Raw genomic sequence first — 16,482 nt, forward strand, 5'->3', positions numbered from 1 at the left:
ATGAAAGAATTCTGGCAGACCTGCGTCAGTCGTCTAGAGCAGGAACTCCCCCCCCAACAGATCAGCGCCTGGATACGGCCGCTGGTGCCGCTTGCGTACGACGAGACGCAGGCCGTGTTACGCGTTGCCGCTCCCAATCGGTTCAAGCTCGACTGGGTGCGCAAGAACTTTTCCCACCAGATAGAGGCCCTGGCGGCGGAATGGTTCCAGCGCCCCGTGCAGGTGGCGTTCGAGCTGCCGGCCGGCGGCGCCGGGCCGCGCATGCCGGCGGTGCCGCGGACCCCCGCGGGGGCTCCGGCCCCGGTTTCCGCCGGCATGGCCGCCACGCCAGCCGGCGCGCCCGCCCAGGCGCCGGTGGCGCCTGCCGCCGTGGCGGCGGCAGTGCAGGCCGATGCCGCTGGGGTGGTGTACGAGCGCTCGCGCCTGAACACCGACCTGACCTTCGACAACTTCGTCACCGGCAAGGCCAACCAGTTGGCCCGCGCGGCGGCGCTGCAGGTGGCCGAGAACCCCGGCATTTCGTACAACCCGCTGTTCCTGTATGGCGGCGTGGGCCTGGGCAAGACGCACCTCATCCACGCCATCGGCAACGCCATGGTGGCGGCCGGCACGGGGGTGCGGGTGCGCTACGTGCACGCCGACCAATACGTGTCCGACGTGGTGAAGGCATACCAGCGCAAGGCGTTCGACGACTTCAAGCGCTACTACCATTCGCTGGACCTGCTGCTGATCGACGACATCCAGTTCTTTTCCGGAAAAAGCCGCACGCAGGAAGAATTCTTCTATGCGTTCGAGGCGATGGTCGCGCAGCGCAAGCAGATCATCATCACCAGCGACACATACCCGAAAGAGCTGGCCGGCATCGACAGCCGCCTGATCTCGCGCTTCGATTCCGGCCTGACCGTCGCCATCGAGCCGCCCGAGCTCGAAATGCGCGTGGCGATCCTGCTGCGCAAGGCCGAGTCCGAAGGCGTGCCCATGCCCGAAGAGGTGGCCTTCTTCATCGCCAAGCACTTGCGCAGCAACGTGCGCGAACTGGAAGGCGCGTTGCGCAAGGTGCTGGCCTATGCGCGTTTCCACGGGCGCGACGTGCTGTCGGTCGATGTCTGCAAAGAAGCGCTGAAAGACCTGCTGTCGGTCTCCAATGGCCAGATCACGGTCGAGAACATCCAGAAGACCGTGGCCGACTTCTACAAGATCAAGGTCGCCGACATGTATTCGAAACGGCGGCCCGCCAATATTGCCTTGCCGCGCCAGGTTGCCATGTACCTGGCCAAGGAGCTCACCCAGAAAAGCCTGCCGGAAATCGGCGACCTGTTCGGTGGCCGCGACCACACCACCGTACTGCATGCCGTACGCAAGATTTCCGACGCCCGCGCCAAGCAGGCCGAGCTGAACCATACCCTGCACGTGTTGGAACAAACTCTAAAAGGATGAACATGCAACTCGTACAAACCACGCGCGATGCATTGCTGAAACCGCTGTCGACCGTGGCGGGAATCGTCGAAAGACGCCATACCCTGCCCATCCTGGCGAACATCCTCATGCGCAAGGAAGGCAACAAGGTCGCCTTCATTGCCACCGACCTCGAAGTCCAGATCACCACCCATGCCGATTTCGGCGTGGGCCAGGACAACGAATCCACCACGGTAGCGGCCCGCAAGCTGCTCGATATCCTGAAGGCGCTACCCGACACCGGCGAGGTCAAGCTGGGCCTGGCCAACAACAAGCTGTCGGTGCAATCGGCAAAGAGCCGCTTCGCGCTGCAAACCCTGGCGGCCAGCGAGTTCCCCACCGTGGCGCAGCCCGAAAAATGGGACGTCTCGCTGTCGCTGCCGCAGCGCACGCTGCGCCACCTGCTCAACATGGTGCACTTCGCCATGGCGCAGCAAGATATCCGCTACTACCTGAACGGCATGCTGCTGGTGTTCGAGGCCGGCTGCGTGCGCGCCGTGGCAACCGATGGCCACCGCCTGGCGCATTGCGCCACGGCGGCCGACGGCATCACCGAACGCCATGAAGTCATCGTGCCGCGCAAGACCGTGCTGGAAATGCAACGCCTGCTCGAAGACTCCGACGAGCCCGTCGCCGTCGACGTGGCGCCGGGCCAGATTCGTTTCCGCTTCGGCGATGTCGAGCTGGTGTCCAAGCTGGTAGAGGGCAAGTTCCCCGATTTCACCCGCGTGATTCCCACCAACTACACCCGCCAGTTCGTGGTCAGCCGCGAGGCCCTGCAGGGCAGCCTGCAGCGCGCCGCCATTCTTACCACCGACAAGTTCAAGGGTGTGCGCCTGCAGCTCGCGCAGAACCAGATGAAGATTTCGTCTTCCAACGCCGAACAAGAAGAGGCGCAGGAAGAACTCGACATCGACTACGGCCACGAGCCCCTCGACGTGGGGTTCAACGTCAGCTATCTGCTCGACGTGCTGGCCAACGTCAAAACCGAGAACATCCAGTGGTCGGTCATGCCCGATGCGAACGCGTCGGCGCTGCTTACCCTGCCCGACGACGACCAGTTCAAGTACGTCGTCATGCCCATGCGGATCTGATCCGCGCCCGTGGGTTTATGCCGCGCGGGCGCATGCCGCCCGCCGCGGTCCGGCCGCCAGGCCGTCTTTTGAAGTCTTAGCGATACCAACATGTCAGATCAGCAGAACAGCAATCCCGAGAACAGCGGCTACGGCGCCGATTCGATCAAGATGCTCAAAGGGCTGGAGGCCGTGCGCAAGCGCCCAGGCATGTACATCGGCGACACTTCCGACGGCACGGGCTTGCACCACATGGTTTTTGAAGTGGTCGACAACGCCATCGACGAGGCGCTGGCCGGTTACTGCGACGACATCGTGGTCACCATCCACACCGACAACTCGATTTCCGTTTCCGACAACGGCCGCGGCATCCCCACCGCCATCCACAAAGACGATGAATTCGGCCGCAGCGCAGCCGAAATCGTCATGACCGAACTGCACGCCGGCGGCAAGTTCGACCAGAACTCGTACAAGGTATCGGGGGGTCTGCACGGGGTGGGCGTGTCGTGCGTGAACGCGCTGTCGGAATGGCTGCGTCTGACCATCCGCCGCAACGGCGAAGTACACCAGATGGAGTTCCGCCAGGGCGAGCGCGTAGCCCCGCTGGCGGTCACCGGCACCACCGACAAGCGCGGCACCGAAGTGCGCTTCCTGGCCGACCCCATCATCTTCAACAACATCGAGTACCACTACGACGTCCTATCCAAGCGGCTGCGCGAGCTGTCGTTCCTGAACAATGGCGTGAAGATCCGCCTGATCGACCAACGCCAGGGCAAGGAAGAGAACTTCGCGTTTTCGGGCGGGGTGCGCGGTTTCGTGGAGTACATCAACCGTTCCAAGACCGTGCTGCACCCCAACGTGTTCGCGGTGTCGGCCGAGTCCAACGCCGGCGGTGTGCCGGTGGGCGTGGAAGTGGCCATGCAATGGAACGACACGTACAGCGAAACGGTGCTGTGCTTCACCAACAACATTCCGCAGCGCGATGGCGGCACCCACATGACCGGCCTGCGCGCGGCCATGACCCGTGTCATCAACAAGTACATCGCCGACAACGAGCTGGCCAAGAAGGCCAAGGTCGAGACTTCGGGCGACGACATGCGCGAAGGCCTGGCCTGCGTGCTGTCGGTGAAGGTGCCCGAGCCCAAGTTCAGCAGCCAGACCAAAGACAAGCTGGTGTCCAGCGAAGTGCGGCCGGCGGTTGAAGAAGCCGTGGCGCGCACGCTGGAAACCTGGCTGCTGGAGCACCCCAACGACGCCAAGGCGCTGTGCGGCAAGATCGTCGAAGCGGCGCGCGCGCGCGAAGCCGCCCGCAAGGCGCGCGAAATGACGCGCCGCAAGAGCGTGCTGGAAGGCGCCGGCCTGCCCGGCAAGCTGGCCGACTGCCAGGAAAAAGACCCGGCGCTGTGCGAGCTGTATATCGTCGAGGGCGATTCCGCCGGCGGCTCGGCCAAGCAAGGCCGCGACCGCAAGTTCCAGGCCATTCTGCCGCTGCGCGGCAAGGTGCTCAACGTCGAGAAGGCGCGCTTCGACCGCCTGATCGCCAGCGAACAGATCGCCACCCTGATCACCGCGCTGGGCACCAGCATCGGGCCCGATTTCAATATCGACAAGCTGCGCTACCACCGCCTGATCATCATGACCGACGCCGACGTGGACGGCGCGCACATCCGCACGCTGTTGCTGACGCTGCTGTACCGCCAGATGCCCGAGCTGATCGAGCGTGGCTACGTATATATTGCGCAGCCGCCGCTGTACAAGGTGAAGGTGGGCCGCGAAGAGCGCTATCTGAAAGACGACCAGGAAGAAGCGCAGTTCATGCTGCAGCTGGCGCTGAAAGATGCCGAGCTGGTGCCCGCGCAGGGCGCGGCGCCCATCACGGGCGAGGCGCTGGCCGAACTGGCGCGCCAGTACGTGCTGGCCGATGCCGTCATCGCCCGCCTGACCCGCTTGTTCGACGTGGATGCCCTGTCGGCCATGGCCGAAGGGGTCGAGATCGACCTGTCCTCGGGCGAGGCCGCCGCGGCTTCGGCCCAGCGCCTGTCCGACGCCATGCATGAAGCGGTGGCGGGCAATGGCGTCGAGGTGGTGGCCGAGTTCGACGAGACCCACGAACAACATCGCCTGCTGGTGCGCCGCATGCACCATGGCAATGTGCGCGTCAGCGTCATCGACGCCGATTTCGTGCAGGGTGCCGACTACGCCGTGCTGGCCAAGTCGGCCAGGACCTTCCTGGGCCTGATCGGCGCCGGCGCGTTCGTGGCGCGCGGCGAAGGCGACAAGCGCAAAGAGCAGTTCGTGGCCGATTTCCGCGAAGCCATGCAATGGCTTCGCAGCGAGGCCGAGCGCGGCATCTCGAAGCAGCGCTACAAGGGCCTGGGCGAAATGAACCCCGAGCAGCTGTGGGAAACCACCATGGACCCCACCGTGCGCCGCCTGCTACGCGTGAAGATCGAAGACGCCATCGCGGCCGACGAGATCTTCACCACCCTGATGGGCGACGACGTCGAACCGCGCCGCGCGTTCATCGAAACGCACGCGCTGTCGGCGTCGAATATCGACGCGTGATGCAACTCAGCGTAGAGCGGGCGGTTAGTTCGCACATATCAGGAATTATGAGATGCCAAACGCTTTGCATTGAATAATTCGCGTATGTAAGGAATAATTGGGGCGACTACGGCATTCGCCCTTTTTATTCCTGAAATGTGAGAATTATGGCGCGGACGCTTACCAAACCCCTCGAGCAAAGTCCGCTGGCTCTGGATCTGCAAGCGCTTGGGCAGTTGATCCGAAACCGGCGCGCGCATTCGCTGCTGCGTATCGACGATGCGGCGGCGCTGCTCGGCGTTTCCAAAGACACGCTGTCGCGCCTGGAAAACGGCCGGGCAGTCGGCACCGACAAGATGATGGCCGTGCTGCAGGGGCTGGGCCTGGCCATCATCATCACGGACAAGGCATTGGCCAGCACCGCCTTGCAGGCGATCGAGGGCGAACCTCGAGTAAAGGACGCTGGCTGATGGCTCGTCACGCATTGAGCGTCATCGCGCCACAAGGGCGCGTTGGAACCTTGGTTTTCGAGTCCACCGAAGACCGGTACGAATTTATCTACGATCCGGCCTGGCCAGGCATCGCGCAGGCGTTTCCGTTGTCGCCACATATTCCGCTAGCCGGGCCGCCCGCCGCTTCCGGCGTGGTTGCCCGATTTTTGCAAAACCTGTTGCCGGAAGGCCGCGCGCTCGATGTGGCGTCGAGTTTTCATCGCGTGTCCAAGGGCAATATTTTCGGGCTGATCAACCTGCTGGGCCGCGAGCCTGTGGGGGCGCTGAGTTTCCTGGCCGAGGACGCCGACGCGAGCCAAGCGGCGGCCGAACCGCGCCGGCCGATTTCCGACGCCGAACTGAGCGAGCGCATCCGCGCGCGCGACAGCGTGCCCTTTCCGGTTTGGGATGGCAAGGTTCGGCTGTCGGTAGCGGGGTTCCAGGACAAGCTTCAGGTGCTGCTGGAAGGCGATCAGGTCAGCCTGGTGGAGGCGCCCCTGGCCTCTACGCATATCCTCAAGCCGGAATCGCCCAACCCCGCCACGCCGTTCATGGTGGCCAACGAACATTTCTGCATGACGCTGGCCTTGCACATGGGCCTGCCGGTGGCACCGGTGCGCATTCGCCGCATTCCGGAACCGGTGCTGCTTATCGAGCGGTTCGACCGGACGGTGGAATGGGCGCAAGACGGGCCAACCGCGGTTGCGGTACACCGCCGGCATGTCATTGACGCCTGCCAGGCGTTGGACATGCCCGTCGCGCTTAAATATGAGCGCAATATGGGCAGCGCCGAGCATGTCCGGCATATCCGGGATGGCGTGAGCTTCGAAAGGCTGTTCGCGCTGGCAGACGATTTCGAAAACCCGGCAGTCGCGCGCCAGTTCTTGCTGCGCTGGGCGATCCTGCAGTTGCTCATCGGCAACAGCGACGCTCATGGGAAGAATGTGTCGTTTTTCTTGAGCGGCGCGGGGCTTGCTCCCGCGAATCTGTATGACTTGGTCTGCGTGCATGCCTATGGCCAAGCCATCGAGCAGGAGATGGCCATGGGGTATGGCGACGAGTTTCGCTGTAACGCCGTCACGGCATTCGACCTGGCCGACTTCGCGCATCGGGCCGGTTTGCCCGCGACACTGGTTGCCCGCGAGCTGGCTTCGATGGCGAAACAGGCTCAAAAACGGGTGGCAGCCCTGGCCCAGCACGAGGTGTACACCCCGAATGAGCGCCAGCATGTGCAGGGCATTGCCGCGTTCGTTCTTGCCCAGGCCGAGCGGCTTCTCCGGATCGCGCCGCAGGTGCCCAAAGTCGACCCGGAATTGTTGTGACCGGCCAGGCCGATCCGGCGGTGTCGAACACCTGAACATCGCGGCGTACGCGGCGCGGCCTTGACCGGCGTGGCCCCGGCAAGGGGAACCGTCCCGGGCCACGCCGCCGCCACTTACTTCTTCTGTGTCAGCGTGGTGTAGCTGGTGATCAGGTTGCGGTAGTCGGGGATGTGGTTGGAGAACAGCGTGCCCAGGCCCTCGATGTCATTGCGCCAGTCGCGATGCAGTTCGCAGGCTGCGCCGAACCAGGTCATGAGCTGGGCGCCGGCCTTGCTCATGCGGTCCCAGGCGGCGTCGCGGGTCAGTTCGTTGAAGGTGCCCGAGGCGTCGGTCACGACGAACACTTCGAAGCCTTCTTCCAGGGCCGACAACGCCGGGAACGCGACGCACACTTCGGTGACCACGCCGGCGATGATCAGCTGCTTCTTGCCGGTGGCCTTGACGGCCTTGACGAAGTCCTCGTTGTCCCAGGCGTTGATCTGGCCGGGACGCGGAATGAAAGGGGCGTCCGGAAACAGGGTTTTCAGTTCGGGCACCAGCGGGCCGTTGGGGCCGTCTTCGAAGCTGGTGGTCAAGATGGTGGGCAGCTTGAAATACTTGGCCAGGTCGGCCAGCGCCAGCACGTTGTTCTTGAACTTGTCCGGATCGATGTCGCGCACCAGCGAAAGGAGGCCCGCCTGGTGGTCTACCAACAGTACAGCGGCGTTGTCTTTGTCCAGGCGGACGTAGGGCTTGCTCATGGAAATCTCCAGGTATATGCAAAGGAAAATGCCCGGGATGGGCGGGTAGGCCGCGCGCGCCGCCGCTGCCGGCGGCGCGCGCGGAATCAGGGAGCCATCTGGCCGAAGCGGCCGTGGTTGAAATCGTCGATGGCCTGGCGGATCTCGGCCTGGCTGTTCATCACGAAGGGGCCGTAGCCGACGATGGGCTCGTCGATCGGCTCGCCGCTCAAGAGCAGCAGCGTGACGTCGTTGTTGGCCTCGATCTGCACCCGGGTGCCCTCGCGGGCCAGATGCGCCAACTGGCCTTCGCGCACGATCTCGTCGCCGTTGATCTGCACCGTGCCATGCAGCACCGCCAGCGCCAGCGTGCGGCCTTCGGGCAAATCGAAGGTGGCCGTGCCTTGCTGGCGCAGCCGCACGTCCCACACGTCCAGCGGCGTGTGCGTGCGCGCTGGGCCGCGCCGGCCATTGAATTTGCCCGCGATGACGCGCACCTGGCCCGCGTTGCCGGGCAGCCCGACGACCGGGATGTCGCGACTCAGCAGGGTCTGGTAACCCGGCTGGGACATCTTGTCGCGAGCCGGCAGATTCACCCACAGCTGCACCATTTCCAGGGCCCCGCCCTGGCGGGTGAAGGCTTCGGAATGGAATTCCTCGTGCAGGATGCCGCCGGCCGCCGTCATCCACTGCACGTCGCCGGGTCCGATGTGGCCGCCCGCGCCGGTGGAGTCGCGATGGTCGACTTCGCCCTGGTACACGATGGTGACGGTTTCAAAGCCGCGGTGCGGATGCTGGCCGACGCCACGGGGCTTGACCGCCGGGGCGAACTGGGCCGGGCCGGCGTGGTCCAGCAAGAGAAACGGGCTGAGGTGCCGGCCATGGCTGTCGTAGCTGAACATTGAGCGCACCGGGAAGCCGTCGCCCACCCAATGGGGGCGAGGAGCGCTGTATACGCCAAGAACCTTTTTCATGAGTTTTCTCCACTGCGGGTTGCGACCCTGCCGCAACCACCATGAAGAAACTATAGATTCAGGACAATGCCGGCGGTAGACCGTAAAATTGGCGCTTACCGTTCTATTTGATGAACGATATTTGAGCCGAATCTGGTGAGCGCTATGCCCGACTTGATGCCCGACTTGAACGACCTGTATTACTTCGTACAGGTGGTGGACCACGGCGGTTTCGCGCCGGCCGGCCGGGCCCTGGGCATACCCAAGTCCAAACTCAGCCGCCGCATCGCCCTGCTGGAGGCGCGCCTGGGAGCTCGCCTGCTGATGCGCACCACGCGCCAGTTCGCGGTAACCGACATCGGCCAGACTTACTACGCGCACTGCAAAGCCATGCTGGTCGAAGCCGACGCCGCCGAAGAGGCTGTGGCGCTAACCCGCGCCGAGCCGCGCGGCACGGTACGGGTGACTTGCCCGGTGGCGCTGCTGGACGCGCGGGTGGCCGACATGCTGGCCGCCTTCATGGTGCAGTACCCGCTGGTGCAACTGCACCTGGAAGAAACCAACCGGCGGGTGGACGTGGTGGCCGAGGGCGTCGATGTGGCGATTCGCGTGCGGCCGCCGCCATTGGAAGACAGCGACCTGGTGATGCGGGTGCTGGCCGATCGCGGCCAGTGCCTGGTGGCCAGCCCGGCCTTGTTGCAGCACACCGGCGTGCCCCGGGCGCCCGCCGACCTGAGCGGTCTGCCCAGCCTGGGGCTGGGCTTGCCGCAAGGCGAGCATGTGTGGAACCTGCTGGGCCCTGACGGCGCTCACGCGGCGGTTCGCCATCAGCCGCGCCTGGTCACGCGCGGCATGCTGGCGTTGCGCGCCGCCGCCGTGGCGGGCGTGGGCATCGTGCAACTGCCCACCATGTTGCTGCGTGAACAGTTCAAGCGCGGCGAGCTGGTAACGGTACTGCCCGACTGGGCGCCGCGCCGCGAGATCATTCATGTGGTGTTCGCGTCGCGTCGTGGCCAATTGCCGTCGGTCAGGGCGCTGATCGATTTCCTGGCAGACCGCTTCGAGGCGCTGGACGAGGACTGAGCGGCACAACCGGATAAAGCACGGACAGGTCCAGATGGCGGGCCGCCGCGGCAGGATCGGCGTGCGCCAGGTAAGGCACGCAGCCGGCCAGGGGCGCTGGCAGGCGTTGCGCCAAGGCCTGCACATTGGCCTGCGCATGCGGCATGGCGGGGTCGACATGGTTGGCCACCCAGCCTGCCAGGCGCAGCCCACGGGCGGCGATCGCTTCGGCGGTCAGCAAGGCATGGCTGATGCACCCCAGCCGGATGCCCACCACCAGGATCACCGGCAACCCCAGCTGTTGCGCGAGGTCGGCGGTGTCGCGGTTGTCGTCGAGCGGCACGCGAAAGCCGCCCACTCCTTCCACGACCACGGCGTCCGCGTGAGCCGCGGCCTGCCGGTAAGCATGGCGGATGGCGGCCAGCTGCAGTGTCACCCCTTCGGCCGCCGCCGCGATGTGCGGCGCCACCGCCTGCCGCAGCACATAAGGGCAGCGCACGGCTTCGGGCAGGGTCACATTGCTGGCCTGACGCAGTTGTTCGACGTCCTGGTTGACCCACCCGCCGTTGACCAGGTCGGCGCCCGCGGCCACCGCCTTCATGCCGGCGGCACGCCACCCCTGGCGTGCGGCGCCATGCAGCAACGCGCACGAGACCAGCGTCTTGCCGATCTCGGTGTCGGTGCCGGTCACGAAATAGTCGGTGTGGCGAGCACTGGCGTGCCCAGGCGTGGGCGCGGGTGCATCAAGCATGGCAGGCCTCGTTGTCGAGCTGGTTCAGGGCGTCGGCCAGCCGGTCCACGTGCGCCGGAATGTGCGAGGCCGACAGCGTCACGCGCAGGCGCGCGGTGCCGGGTGGCACGGTGGGCGGGCGAATGGCGGGCACCCACAGTCCCTGGCTTTCCAGGCCGGCGGCAGCGCGCAGCGCGTGTGCGTTGGCGCCCAGCACGATGGGCTGGATGGCGGTGGGCGTGGGTTGGTGGCGCCACTGGCGCAGGCTGAGCCGCGCTTGCAGCTGTTGCGCCAGCGCCTGCAGGCGCGCGCGCCGCTGCCGGCCTTCGGAGCCTTCGATCAGGTTGAGGCTGGCCATCAGCGCATGCGCCTGTGCGGGCGCGGCGGCGGTGCTGAAGATGTACGGCCGGGCCCGGTTGACCAGCCAGTCGATGACGGTGGCATGGGCGGCCACGAAGGCTCCCGCCACGCCGGCGGCCTTGCCCAGCGTGCCCATCAGCACCAGATGGGGCGAGCGCAGGCCCGCATGTTCGAGCACGCCGCGGCCGTGCTCGCCCAGTACGCCGAAGCCGTGCGCGTCATCGACCACCAGCCACGCGCCATGGCGTTCGGCCAGCGCCAGCAGGTCGCGCAGCGGGGCGATGTCGCCGTCCATGGAAAACACGCCGTCGGACACGATCAGGCGAGTCTGTGCCCGGCTGGCCGCCAGCATATCCGCCAGCGCGTCCAGGTCGGCGTGGGGATAGACCTGGACGCGGGCGCGCGACAGGCGCGCGCCGTCGATCAGCGAGGCGTGGTTCAGGGCCTCGGAGAAGATGTCGGCATCGCGGCCGGCCAGGGCGCCCAGCACTGCCAGGTTGGCCATGTAGCCGGTGCAGAAATACAGTGCGCGGGGCTGTTCCAGGTGCGGCGCCAGCATGTTGGCAAGCCGTTCTTCCAGTTGCGCGTGGGCGTGGCTGTGGCCGCTGATCAGGTGCGAGGCGCCGCTACCCGCGCCGTAGCGCGCCGCGCCTTCGGCCAGCGCGGCCACGATGACGGGATGGGCGGCTAGCCCCAGGTAGTCGTTGCTGCAAAAAGCCAGCATGTCGCGCCCGTCGACGCGCACATGGGGCGCGCACGGCGATTCGGCGGTGCGCCGGCGGCGGCGCAGATGCTGCGCATCGAGCTTGCGCAGGGCGGCATCCAGGTTGTCCAGCAGTTGCATATCAATGTTCCTCCAGCGCGTCGTCCAGCGCGGCCAGGGTTTCGCGGGCCAGCCAGGTGGCAGTGTCGTTGTCCAGTACGTAGGGCGGCATCAGGTAGACCGTATGGCCGATGGGGCGCAGCAGCAGCCCGCGCGCCAGGGCGGCGGCGGCATAGCGCTGCCCGAAGCCGGGGCCGGCCTCGACATCGAAGGCCCAGATCATTCCCGTGCGGCGGAAATGGCGCACGGCGTGGTGCGCCTGCAGCGGCGCCAGCGCCGCGTCCAGCCGCGCGGCGCGCCGGCGGTTGCGCGCCAGCACGTCGTCCGCCTCGAAGATGTCCAGGGTGGCCAGCGCGGCGCGGCAGGCCAGTGGGTTACCGGTGTACGAATGCGAGTGCAGGAAGCCGCGCGCCACGTCGTCGTCATAGAACGTGGCGTGAATGGCGTCGGTGGCGAGCACCAGCGACAGCGGCAAGTAGCCGCCTGTGATGCCCTTGGACAGCGTCAGCAGGTCGGGCCAGATGCCGGCCTGCTCGCTGGCGAAGAAGGTGCCGGTGCGGCCGCAGCCCACCGCGATTTCGTCGGCGATCAAGTGCGCCTGGTAACGGTCGCACAGCTCGCGCACTTGCCGCAGGTACGAGGGCGCGTGCATGGCCATGCCGGCGGCGCATTGCACCAGCGGTTCGATGATCACCGCGGCGATATGGGCGTGGCGCGCGTCGAGCAGGGTCTGCAGTTCGGCCGCGGCGCGGCGCGCGACGGCGTCCGCATCTTCGCCCGGCAGCGCGGCGCGGGCATCGGGCGAAGCCACGACGTGGGCCTGGCGCAGCAGCGGGCCGTAGGCGTCGCGGAACACGGCCACGTCGGTCACCCCCAGCGCGCCCAGGGTCTCGCCATGGTAGCCATGGCGCAGGCAGACGAATTCGCGCTTGGCCGGGTGGCCCTGGTTGCGCCAGGCGTGAAAGCTCATCTTCAGGGCGATTTCCACCGCGGACGCGCCATCGGATGCGTAAAAGCAGTGATCCAGCGCCGCGCCTGTCAGGGCCGACAGGCGTTCGGCCAGCTCGACCGCGGGCGCATGCGTGCAGCCGGCCAGCATGGCGTGCGGCAGCCGGGCCAACTGGTCGTTCAGGGCGGCGTTGATGCGCGCATTGGCGTGGCCGAACAGGTTGACCCACCAGGAGCTGATGCCGTCCAGATAACGGCGGCCATCCATGTCGACCAGCCACGGCCCTTCGCCGTGCGACAGCGCCAGCAGCGGCATCGAGGCCTGCCGCTTCATCTGCGTGCAGGGGTGCCACACGTGGCGCAGGCTGCGGGTCCGCCATTCGGCGGTTTTCGATGTGGGGGCGTGGTGAGGCATCCGCGACTCCTGGGGCGATGGCCGGCCGGCGGCCGCGGTGTCGCGGCATGGGCTCGATGAGCCGGCGGACGGTGGAGCGGCGGATAGTAGGAAAGCCGTGGCGACGCTTGCAATCCCCTGGAATTTGCGGGATTTGAATGGATGAAGCGCGACGATGTGTGAAATTGGCGGTGCGTTGACGAATTCGCGTCGGCAACAGGCGCTTATTCGCCAAGAATTCGCGAGGCGGCTGAAATGAAACGTTTTGTGACTTGGACGGCGAATGCCTGGACGTCGGTGTCTGACACCCTGCGGGAGTCAGACACCTGGCTGTCGTGGCAGGGGTCAGGTTCCGAAGGTGCCTGACAAGGTTGTGTGCGGCGGCGGCTACCGGCACGCGGTGTCCGACACCCTGCGGGAGTTAGACACCTGGCTGTCGTGGCAGGGGTCAGGCTCCGAAGGTGCCTGACAACGTTGTGTGCGGCGGCGGCTACCGGCGAGCGGTGTCTGACACCCTGTGGGAGTCAGACACCTGGGTTTCCCGGGGTTCAGGCGCGCCGTGCCAGCGTCAGGCGCGTGACGTGGCGTTCGGGCAGCGGTGCCGCCGCATGCGCCTGGGCGGCGGCTTGTAGCGACTGCACGAGCGTGTCGGGAAAGGCCTGGCTGCGCCGGGTGTCGAGGTTCACGTGCACCGACAGCTGTTCCATGGTGGCGGCCAGGTAGTTGTCGCGCGTCTGGAAGAGCTCCATCAGGCACAGCAGGCGCTTCTGGTCGGCGCCCAGCACCCGCAGGCGCAGTTCGAGCGGATCGCCGGCCAGCAGTTCACGGCGGTAGTTGACGGCGATGTCGACGGTGTAGATGCCGCAGCGCGTGGCCTGCGTATAGCTTTCGCCTACCCCCAGGGGCTCCAGCAATTGGAAGCCGATATGGTCGAACACGCGCACGTAGCGGGCGGCGTTCATGTGGCCGTACAGGTCGGTCCAGTCGGGCTGGACGATGAGCTGGGTGCGGGGCAGGTCGGGGTGATCAGGCATAGGGGTTTCCATCGTGAAAAACTACAGCTGTTCGAAGCGCGCATAGCGCTTGTCGGTGTATTCGCGCTGGGTGGCGAGGTCGCGCACGACGGCGGCCGGGGGGCCGCGGCGCAGCCATTCCAGCATGTGGTCGACCTGGTCGGGAGTGCCCTGCACCATGGCCTGCACGGTGCCGTCTTCCATGTTCTGCACCCAGCCGGTGACGCCCAGCATGTGGGCGCGCCGCACGGTGGCGTGCCGGTAGCCCACGCCTTGTACGACGCCCTTGACGATGACGTGCACGGTTTCGAGTTGGGAGACTTGCATGCTGCGATTCCTTGTGCGTAGGGCGCGCGTATACTTGCTACGCCCCTTTTGGCCTCTATTTTTCCAACAATAGTGTCCCATGAACAACGCGAACCTTGCCAAGATCACCTGCATTGAAGACCTGCGCATCCTCGCGCAGAAGCGCGTGCCCCGCATGTTCTACGACTACGCCGATTCGGGCGCCTGGACCGAAGGCACGTACCGCGCCAACGAAACGGACTTCCAGGCCATCAAGCTGCGCCAGCGCGTGGCGGTGGACATGGAAGGGCGATCGCTGCGCACCACCATGGCCGGCGCCGACGCGGTCATGCCCGTGGCCATCGCGCCCACCGGGCTGACCGGCATGCAGCATGCCGACGGCGAGATGGTGGCCGCGCAGGCGGCGGCCGAGTTCGGCGTGCCCTTCACGCTGTCCACCATGAGCATCTGCTCGATCGAAGACGTGGCGCGCGCCACCGGCAAGCCGTTCTGGTTCCAGCTGTACGTGATGCGCGACCGCGAATTCGTGGCCAACCTGATCGACCGCGCCAAGGCGGCCGGCTGCTCGGCGCTGGTGCTGACACTCGACCTGCAAATTCTCGGCCAGCGCCACAAAGACATTCGCAACGGCCTGTCGGCGCCGCCCAAGCCCACGCTGGCCAACCTGATCAACCTGGCCACCAAGCCGCGCTGGTGCCTGGGCATGCTGGGCACGCCGCGCCGCACGTTCGGCAATATCGTCGGCCACGCCAAGGGAGTGACCGACCTGTCGTCGCTGTCGTCCTGGACCGCCGAGCAGTTCGACCCGCGCCTGAGCTGGGCCGATGTCGAATGGATCAAGCAGCGCTGGGGCGGCAAACTGATCCTCAAGGGCATCCTGGACGTGGAGGACGCGCGGCTGGCGGCCGATAGCGGCGCCGACGCGCTGATCGTCAGCAACCATGGCGGGCGCCAGCTCGACGGCGCAATGTCGTCGATTGCCGCCCTGCCCGCCATTGCCGACGCCGTGGGCTCGCGCATCGAGGTATGGATGGACGGCGGCATTCGCTCGGGCCAGGACGTGCTGAAGGCGGTGGCTTTGGGCGCGCGCGGCACCATGATCGGCCGCGCGTTCCTGTATGGTTTGGGCGCGTATGGCAAGGCGGGCGTGACCCGCGCGCTCGAGATCCTGTACAAGGAAATGGACGTCACCATGGCGCTGTGCGGACGCAAGTCCCTGACGCCGGGCGATCGCAGCGTGTTGTTGCCGGGCACGTATCCGACCTAGGAGGCCGGCGCCTTGGCCAGCTTCAAGATCCGCGACGCCATCGGCCCGGCGCCGGGTCCGCTGGGCGATTGGGTATACCAGTGCGCGCTCAGCCTGCTGAAGTACCCGATCGACGAGGCAATTTCCCAAGTGCTGGCCCTCATGGGCGAGACAACGGATGTCGACCGGTCCTGGATGCTGGAGTACCGGCCGGACATGCTGCGTTTTCGCAATACCCATGAGTGGTGCCGCGGGCAAACCAGGCCGTACGTGACGGAGCTGCAGGATGTTCCCACCACCTTGATTGCCTGGCTGCACAAATACATGGTGCAAGGCCGGGCGGTGGCGATCTACGATGTTCACAAACTGCCGCGCGTCGCTCGAACCCTGCAGGTGGAGTTCATCCGCCAGGGCGACAAGAGCGTGCTGAGCGTGCCCGTCTTGAACGAGGGCAAGCTGTACGGCGTTATCGGCTTTGACACCACGGTGAAGCACCGGGAATGGCCGGATGCCGAGGTCGAAGCGCTGTTCCAGTGCGCCGGCCTGATCGGCCAGGCCAAGTATGGCAATGGCCGGGGCCAGCAGCAGATGCCGTACGACAGCCCGGCTGCCCTGGTGTATTTGAGAATGCGCGGCGTGGTCCAGGGCGTGCAGCCCGAAACCATCGCGGGCGTGCGGTCGGCGGGCAACTACAGCGAAATCTGGCTGGCGAACGGGTCGATGGTGCTGGACTCGCGCTCGCTGGGCATGTGGCTGACCCTGCTGCCAGAAAAAATCTTCTTCCGGGTGCATCGCACCGCCATCGTGAATGCCCTGCATGTCGTGGACATCGACCGGCGCGCCGAGCGGTGGCAGATTCGCATGCGCGCCGCCGAGCGCGCCTGGCCCGTGTCGCGCTCGTATCGCAAATTGTTGCGCGAGCGGATGGGCATCTGAAAGACGGCCGGCGGCCGGCAGGCAATTCATCAAACCGGCATGTCGTTTCGTCCCGAGACGGTAGCGATTCTTGCGGTTTTTGGGATCATCACGCTTGCAGCGGATTT

The 16,482-nt window shown here is 66.1% G+C and carries 15 protein-coding genes; 8 read left to right on the top strand and 7 right to left on the bottom strand.

The window, feature by feature from the left end; all coding sequences use genetic code 11:
• The 5 genes from dnaA (at position 1) to BPET_RS00025 (ending at position 6,885) form a co-directional block, all read left to right on the top strand.
• Entirely contained in the window at positions 1-1,437 is a 1,437-nt protein-coding gene (gene dnaA / locus BPET_RS00005; RefSeq protein WP_012247030.1) for a chromosomal replication initiator protein DnaA, read from the top strand.
• Between the two features lie 2 nt (positions 1,438-1,439).
• Complete coding sequence (gene dnaN / locus BPET_RS00010) at positions 1,440-2,549, top strand: DNA polymerase III subunit beta (protein WP_012247031.1); 1,110 nt, start codon at positions 1,440-1,442, stop codon at positions 2,547-2,549.
• A 90-nt stretch (positions 2,550-2,639) separates the two neighbouring features.
• Positions 2,640-5,093, top strand: coding sequence for a DNA topoisomerase (ATP-hydrolyzing) subunit B (gene gyrB, locus BPET_RS00015; RefSeq protein ID WP_012247032.1), 2,454 nt, complete (start codon positions 2,640-2,642; stop codon positions 5,091-5,093).
• A gap of 146 nt (positions 5,094-5,239) precedes the next feature.
• Positions 5,240-5,542, top strand: a complete 303-nt coding sequence (locus BPET_RS25385) for a helix-turn-helix domain-containing protein (RefSeq protein ID WP_012247033.1) — start codon at positions 5,240-5,242, stop codon at positions 5,540-5,542.
• Entirely contained in the window at positions 5,542-6,885 is a 1,344-nt protein-coding gene (locus BPET_RS00025; protein WP_012247034.1) for a HipA domain-containing protein, read from the top strand. The genes BPET_RS25385 and BPET_RS00025 overlap by 1 nt, the downstream gene beginning before the upstream one ends.
• 113 nt (positions 6,886-6,998) lie before the next feature.
• Here BPET_RS00025 and ycaC read toward each other — a convergent pair whose 3' ends face one another.
• Together ycaC and BPET_RS00035 are read right to left on the bottom strand one after the other, a co-directional pair.
• On the bottom strand, positions 6,999-7,625 hold the full coding sequence (ycaC, locus tag BPET_RS00030; protein WP_012247035.1) for an isochorismate family cysteine hydrolase YcaC: 627 nt from the start codon (positions 7,623-7,625) through the stop codon (positions 6,999-7,001).
• 86 nt (positions 7,626-7,711) lie between these two features.
• On the bottom strand, positions 7,712-8,578 hold the full coding sequence (locus BPET_RS00035; RefSeq protein WP_041862580.1) for a pirin family protein: 867 nt from the start codon (positions 8,576-8,578) through the stop codon (positions 7,712-7,714).
• 156 nt (positions 8,579-8,734) lie between these two features.
• On the opposite strand from BPET_RS00035, the gene BPET_RS00040 reads away from it, so the two are divergent.
• A complete protein-coding gene (locus BPET_RS00040) occupies positions 8,735-9,640 on the top strand; it encodes a LysR family transcriptional regulator (RefSeq protein WP_041863325.1) in 906 nt (301 codons plus the stop codon).
• On the opposite strand, the gene bioD is transcribed toward BPET_RS00040, so the two are convergent.
• The 5 genes from bioD to BPET_RS00065 form a co-directional block, all read right to left on the bottom strand.
• Positions 9,585-10,370, bottom strand: coding sequence for a dethiobiotin synthase (gene bioD / locus BPET_RS00045; RefSeq protein ID WP_012247038.1), 786 nt, complete (start codon positions 10,368-10,370; stop codon positions 9,585-9,587). The two genes, BPET_RS00040 and bioD, sit on opposite strands and share 56 nt — an antisense overlap.
• Positions 10,363-11,553: an 8-amino-7-oxononanoate synthase gene (bioF, locus tag BPET_RS00050; RefSeq protein ID WP_012247039.1), complete on the bottom strand. Its 1,191-nt coding sequence runs from the start codon at positions 11,551-11,553 to the stop codon at positions 10,363-10,365. Before bioF ends, bioD begins: the two co-directional genes overlap by 8 nt.
• A gap of 1 nt (position 11,554) precedes the next feature.
• Positions 11,555-12,895 carry an adenosylmethionine--8-amino-7-oxononanoate transaminase gene (gene bioA / locus BPET_RS00055; RefSeq protein WP_012247040.1) on the bottom strand — a complete coding sequence of 447 codons (1,341 nt, stop codon included), beginning with the start codon at positions 12,893-12,895 and terminating at the stop codon, positions 11,555-11,557.
• A 527-nt stretch (positions 12,896-13,422) separates the two neighbouring features.
• Complete coding sequence (locus tag BPET_RS00060) at positions 13,423-13,908, bottom strand: thioesterase family protein (RefSeq protein ID WP_041862581.1); 486 nt, start codon at positions 13,906-13,908, stop codon at positions 13,423-13,425.
• 21 nt (positions 13,909-13,929) lie between these two features.
• A complete protein-coding gene (locus tag BPET_RS00065; protein WP_012247042.1) occupies positions 13,930-14,214 on the bottom strand; it encodes an acylphosphatase in 285 nt (94 codons plus the stop codon).
• A 79-nt stretch (positions 14,215-14,293) separates the two neighbouring features.
• Between BPET_RS00065 and BPET_RS00070 the strand changes: the two genes are divergently transcribed.
• The gene (locus tag BPET_RS00070) at positions 14,294-15,460 is read left to right on the top strand and encodes an alpha-hydroxy acid oxidase (protein WP_012247043.1); all 1,167 of its coding nucleotides are present in this window, start codon (positions 14,294-14,296) and stop codon (positions 15,458-15,460) included.
• A 12-nt stretch (positions 15,461-15,472) separates the two neighbouring features.
• Positions 15,473-16,375 (top strand): LytTR family transcriptional regulator DNA-binding domain-containing protein, encoded by a 903-nt coding sequence (locus BPET_RS00075; RefSeq protein ID WP_081482945.1) that lies wholly within the window; start codon positions 15,473-15,475, stop codon positions 16,373-16,375.
• The last annotated feature ends 107 nt before the right edge of the window (positions 16,376-16,482 follow it).

Origin of the sequence: Bordetella petrii, from assembly GCF_000067205.1 — a bacterium.
GTDB classification, from domain to species: Bacteria; Pseudomonadota; Gammaproteobacteria; order Burkholderiales; family Burkholderiaceae_B; genus Bordetella_A; species Bordetella_A petrii.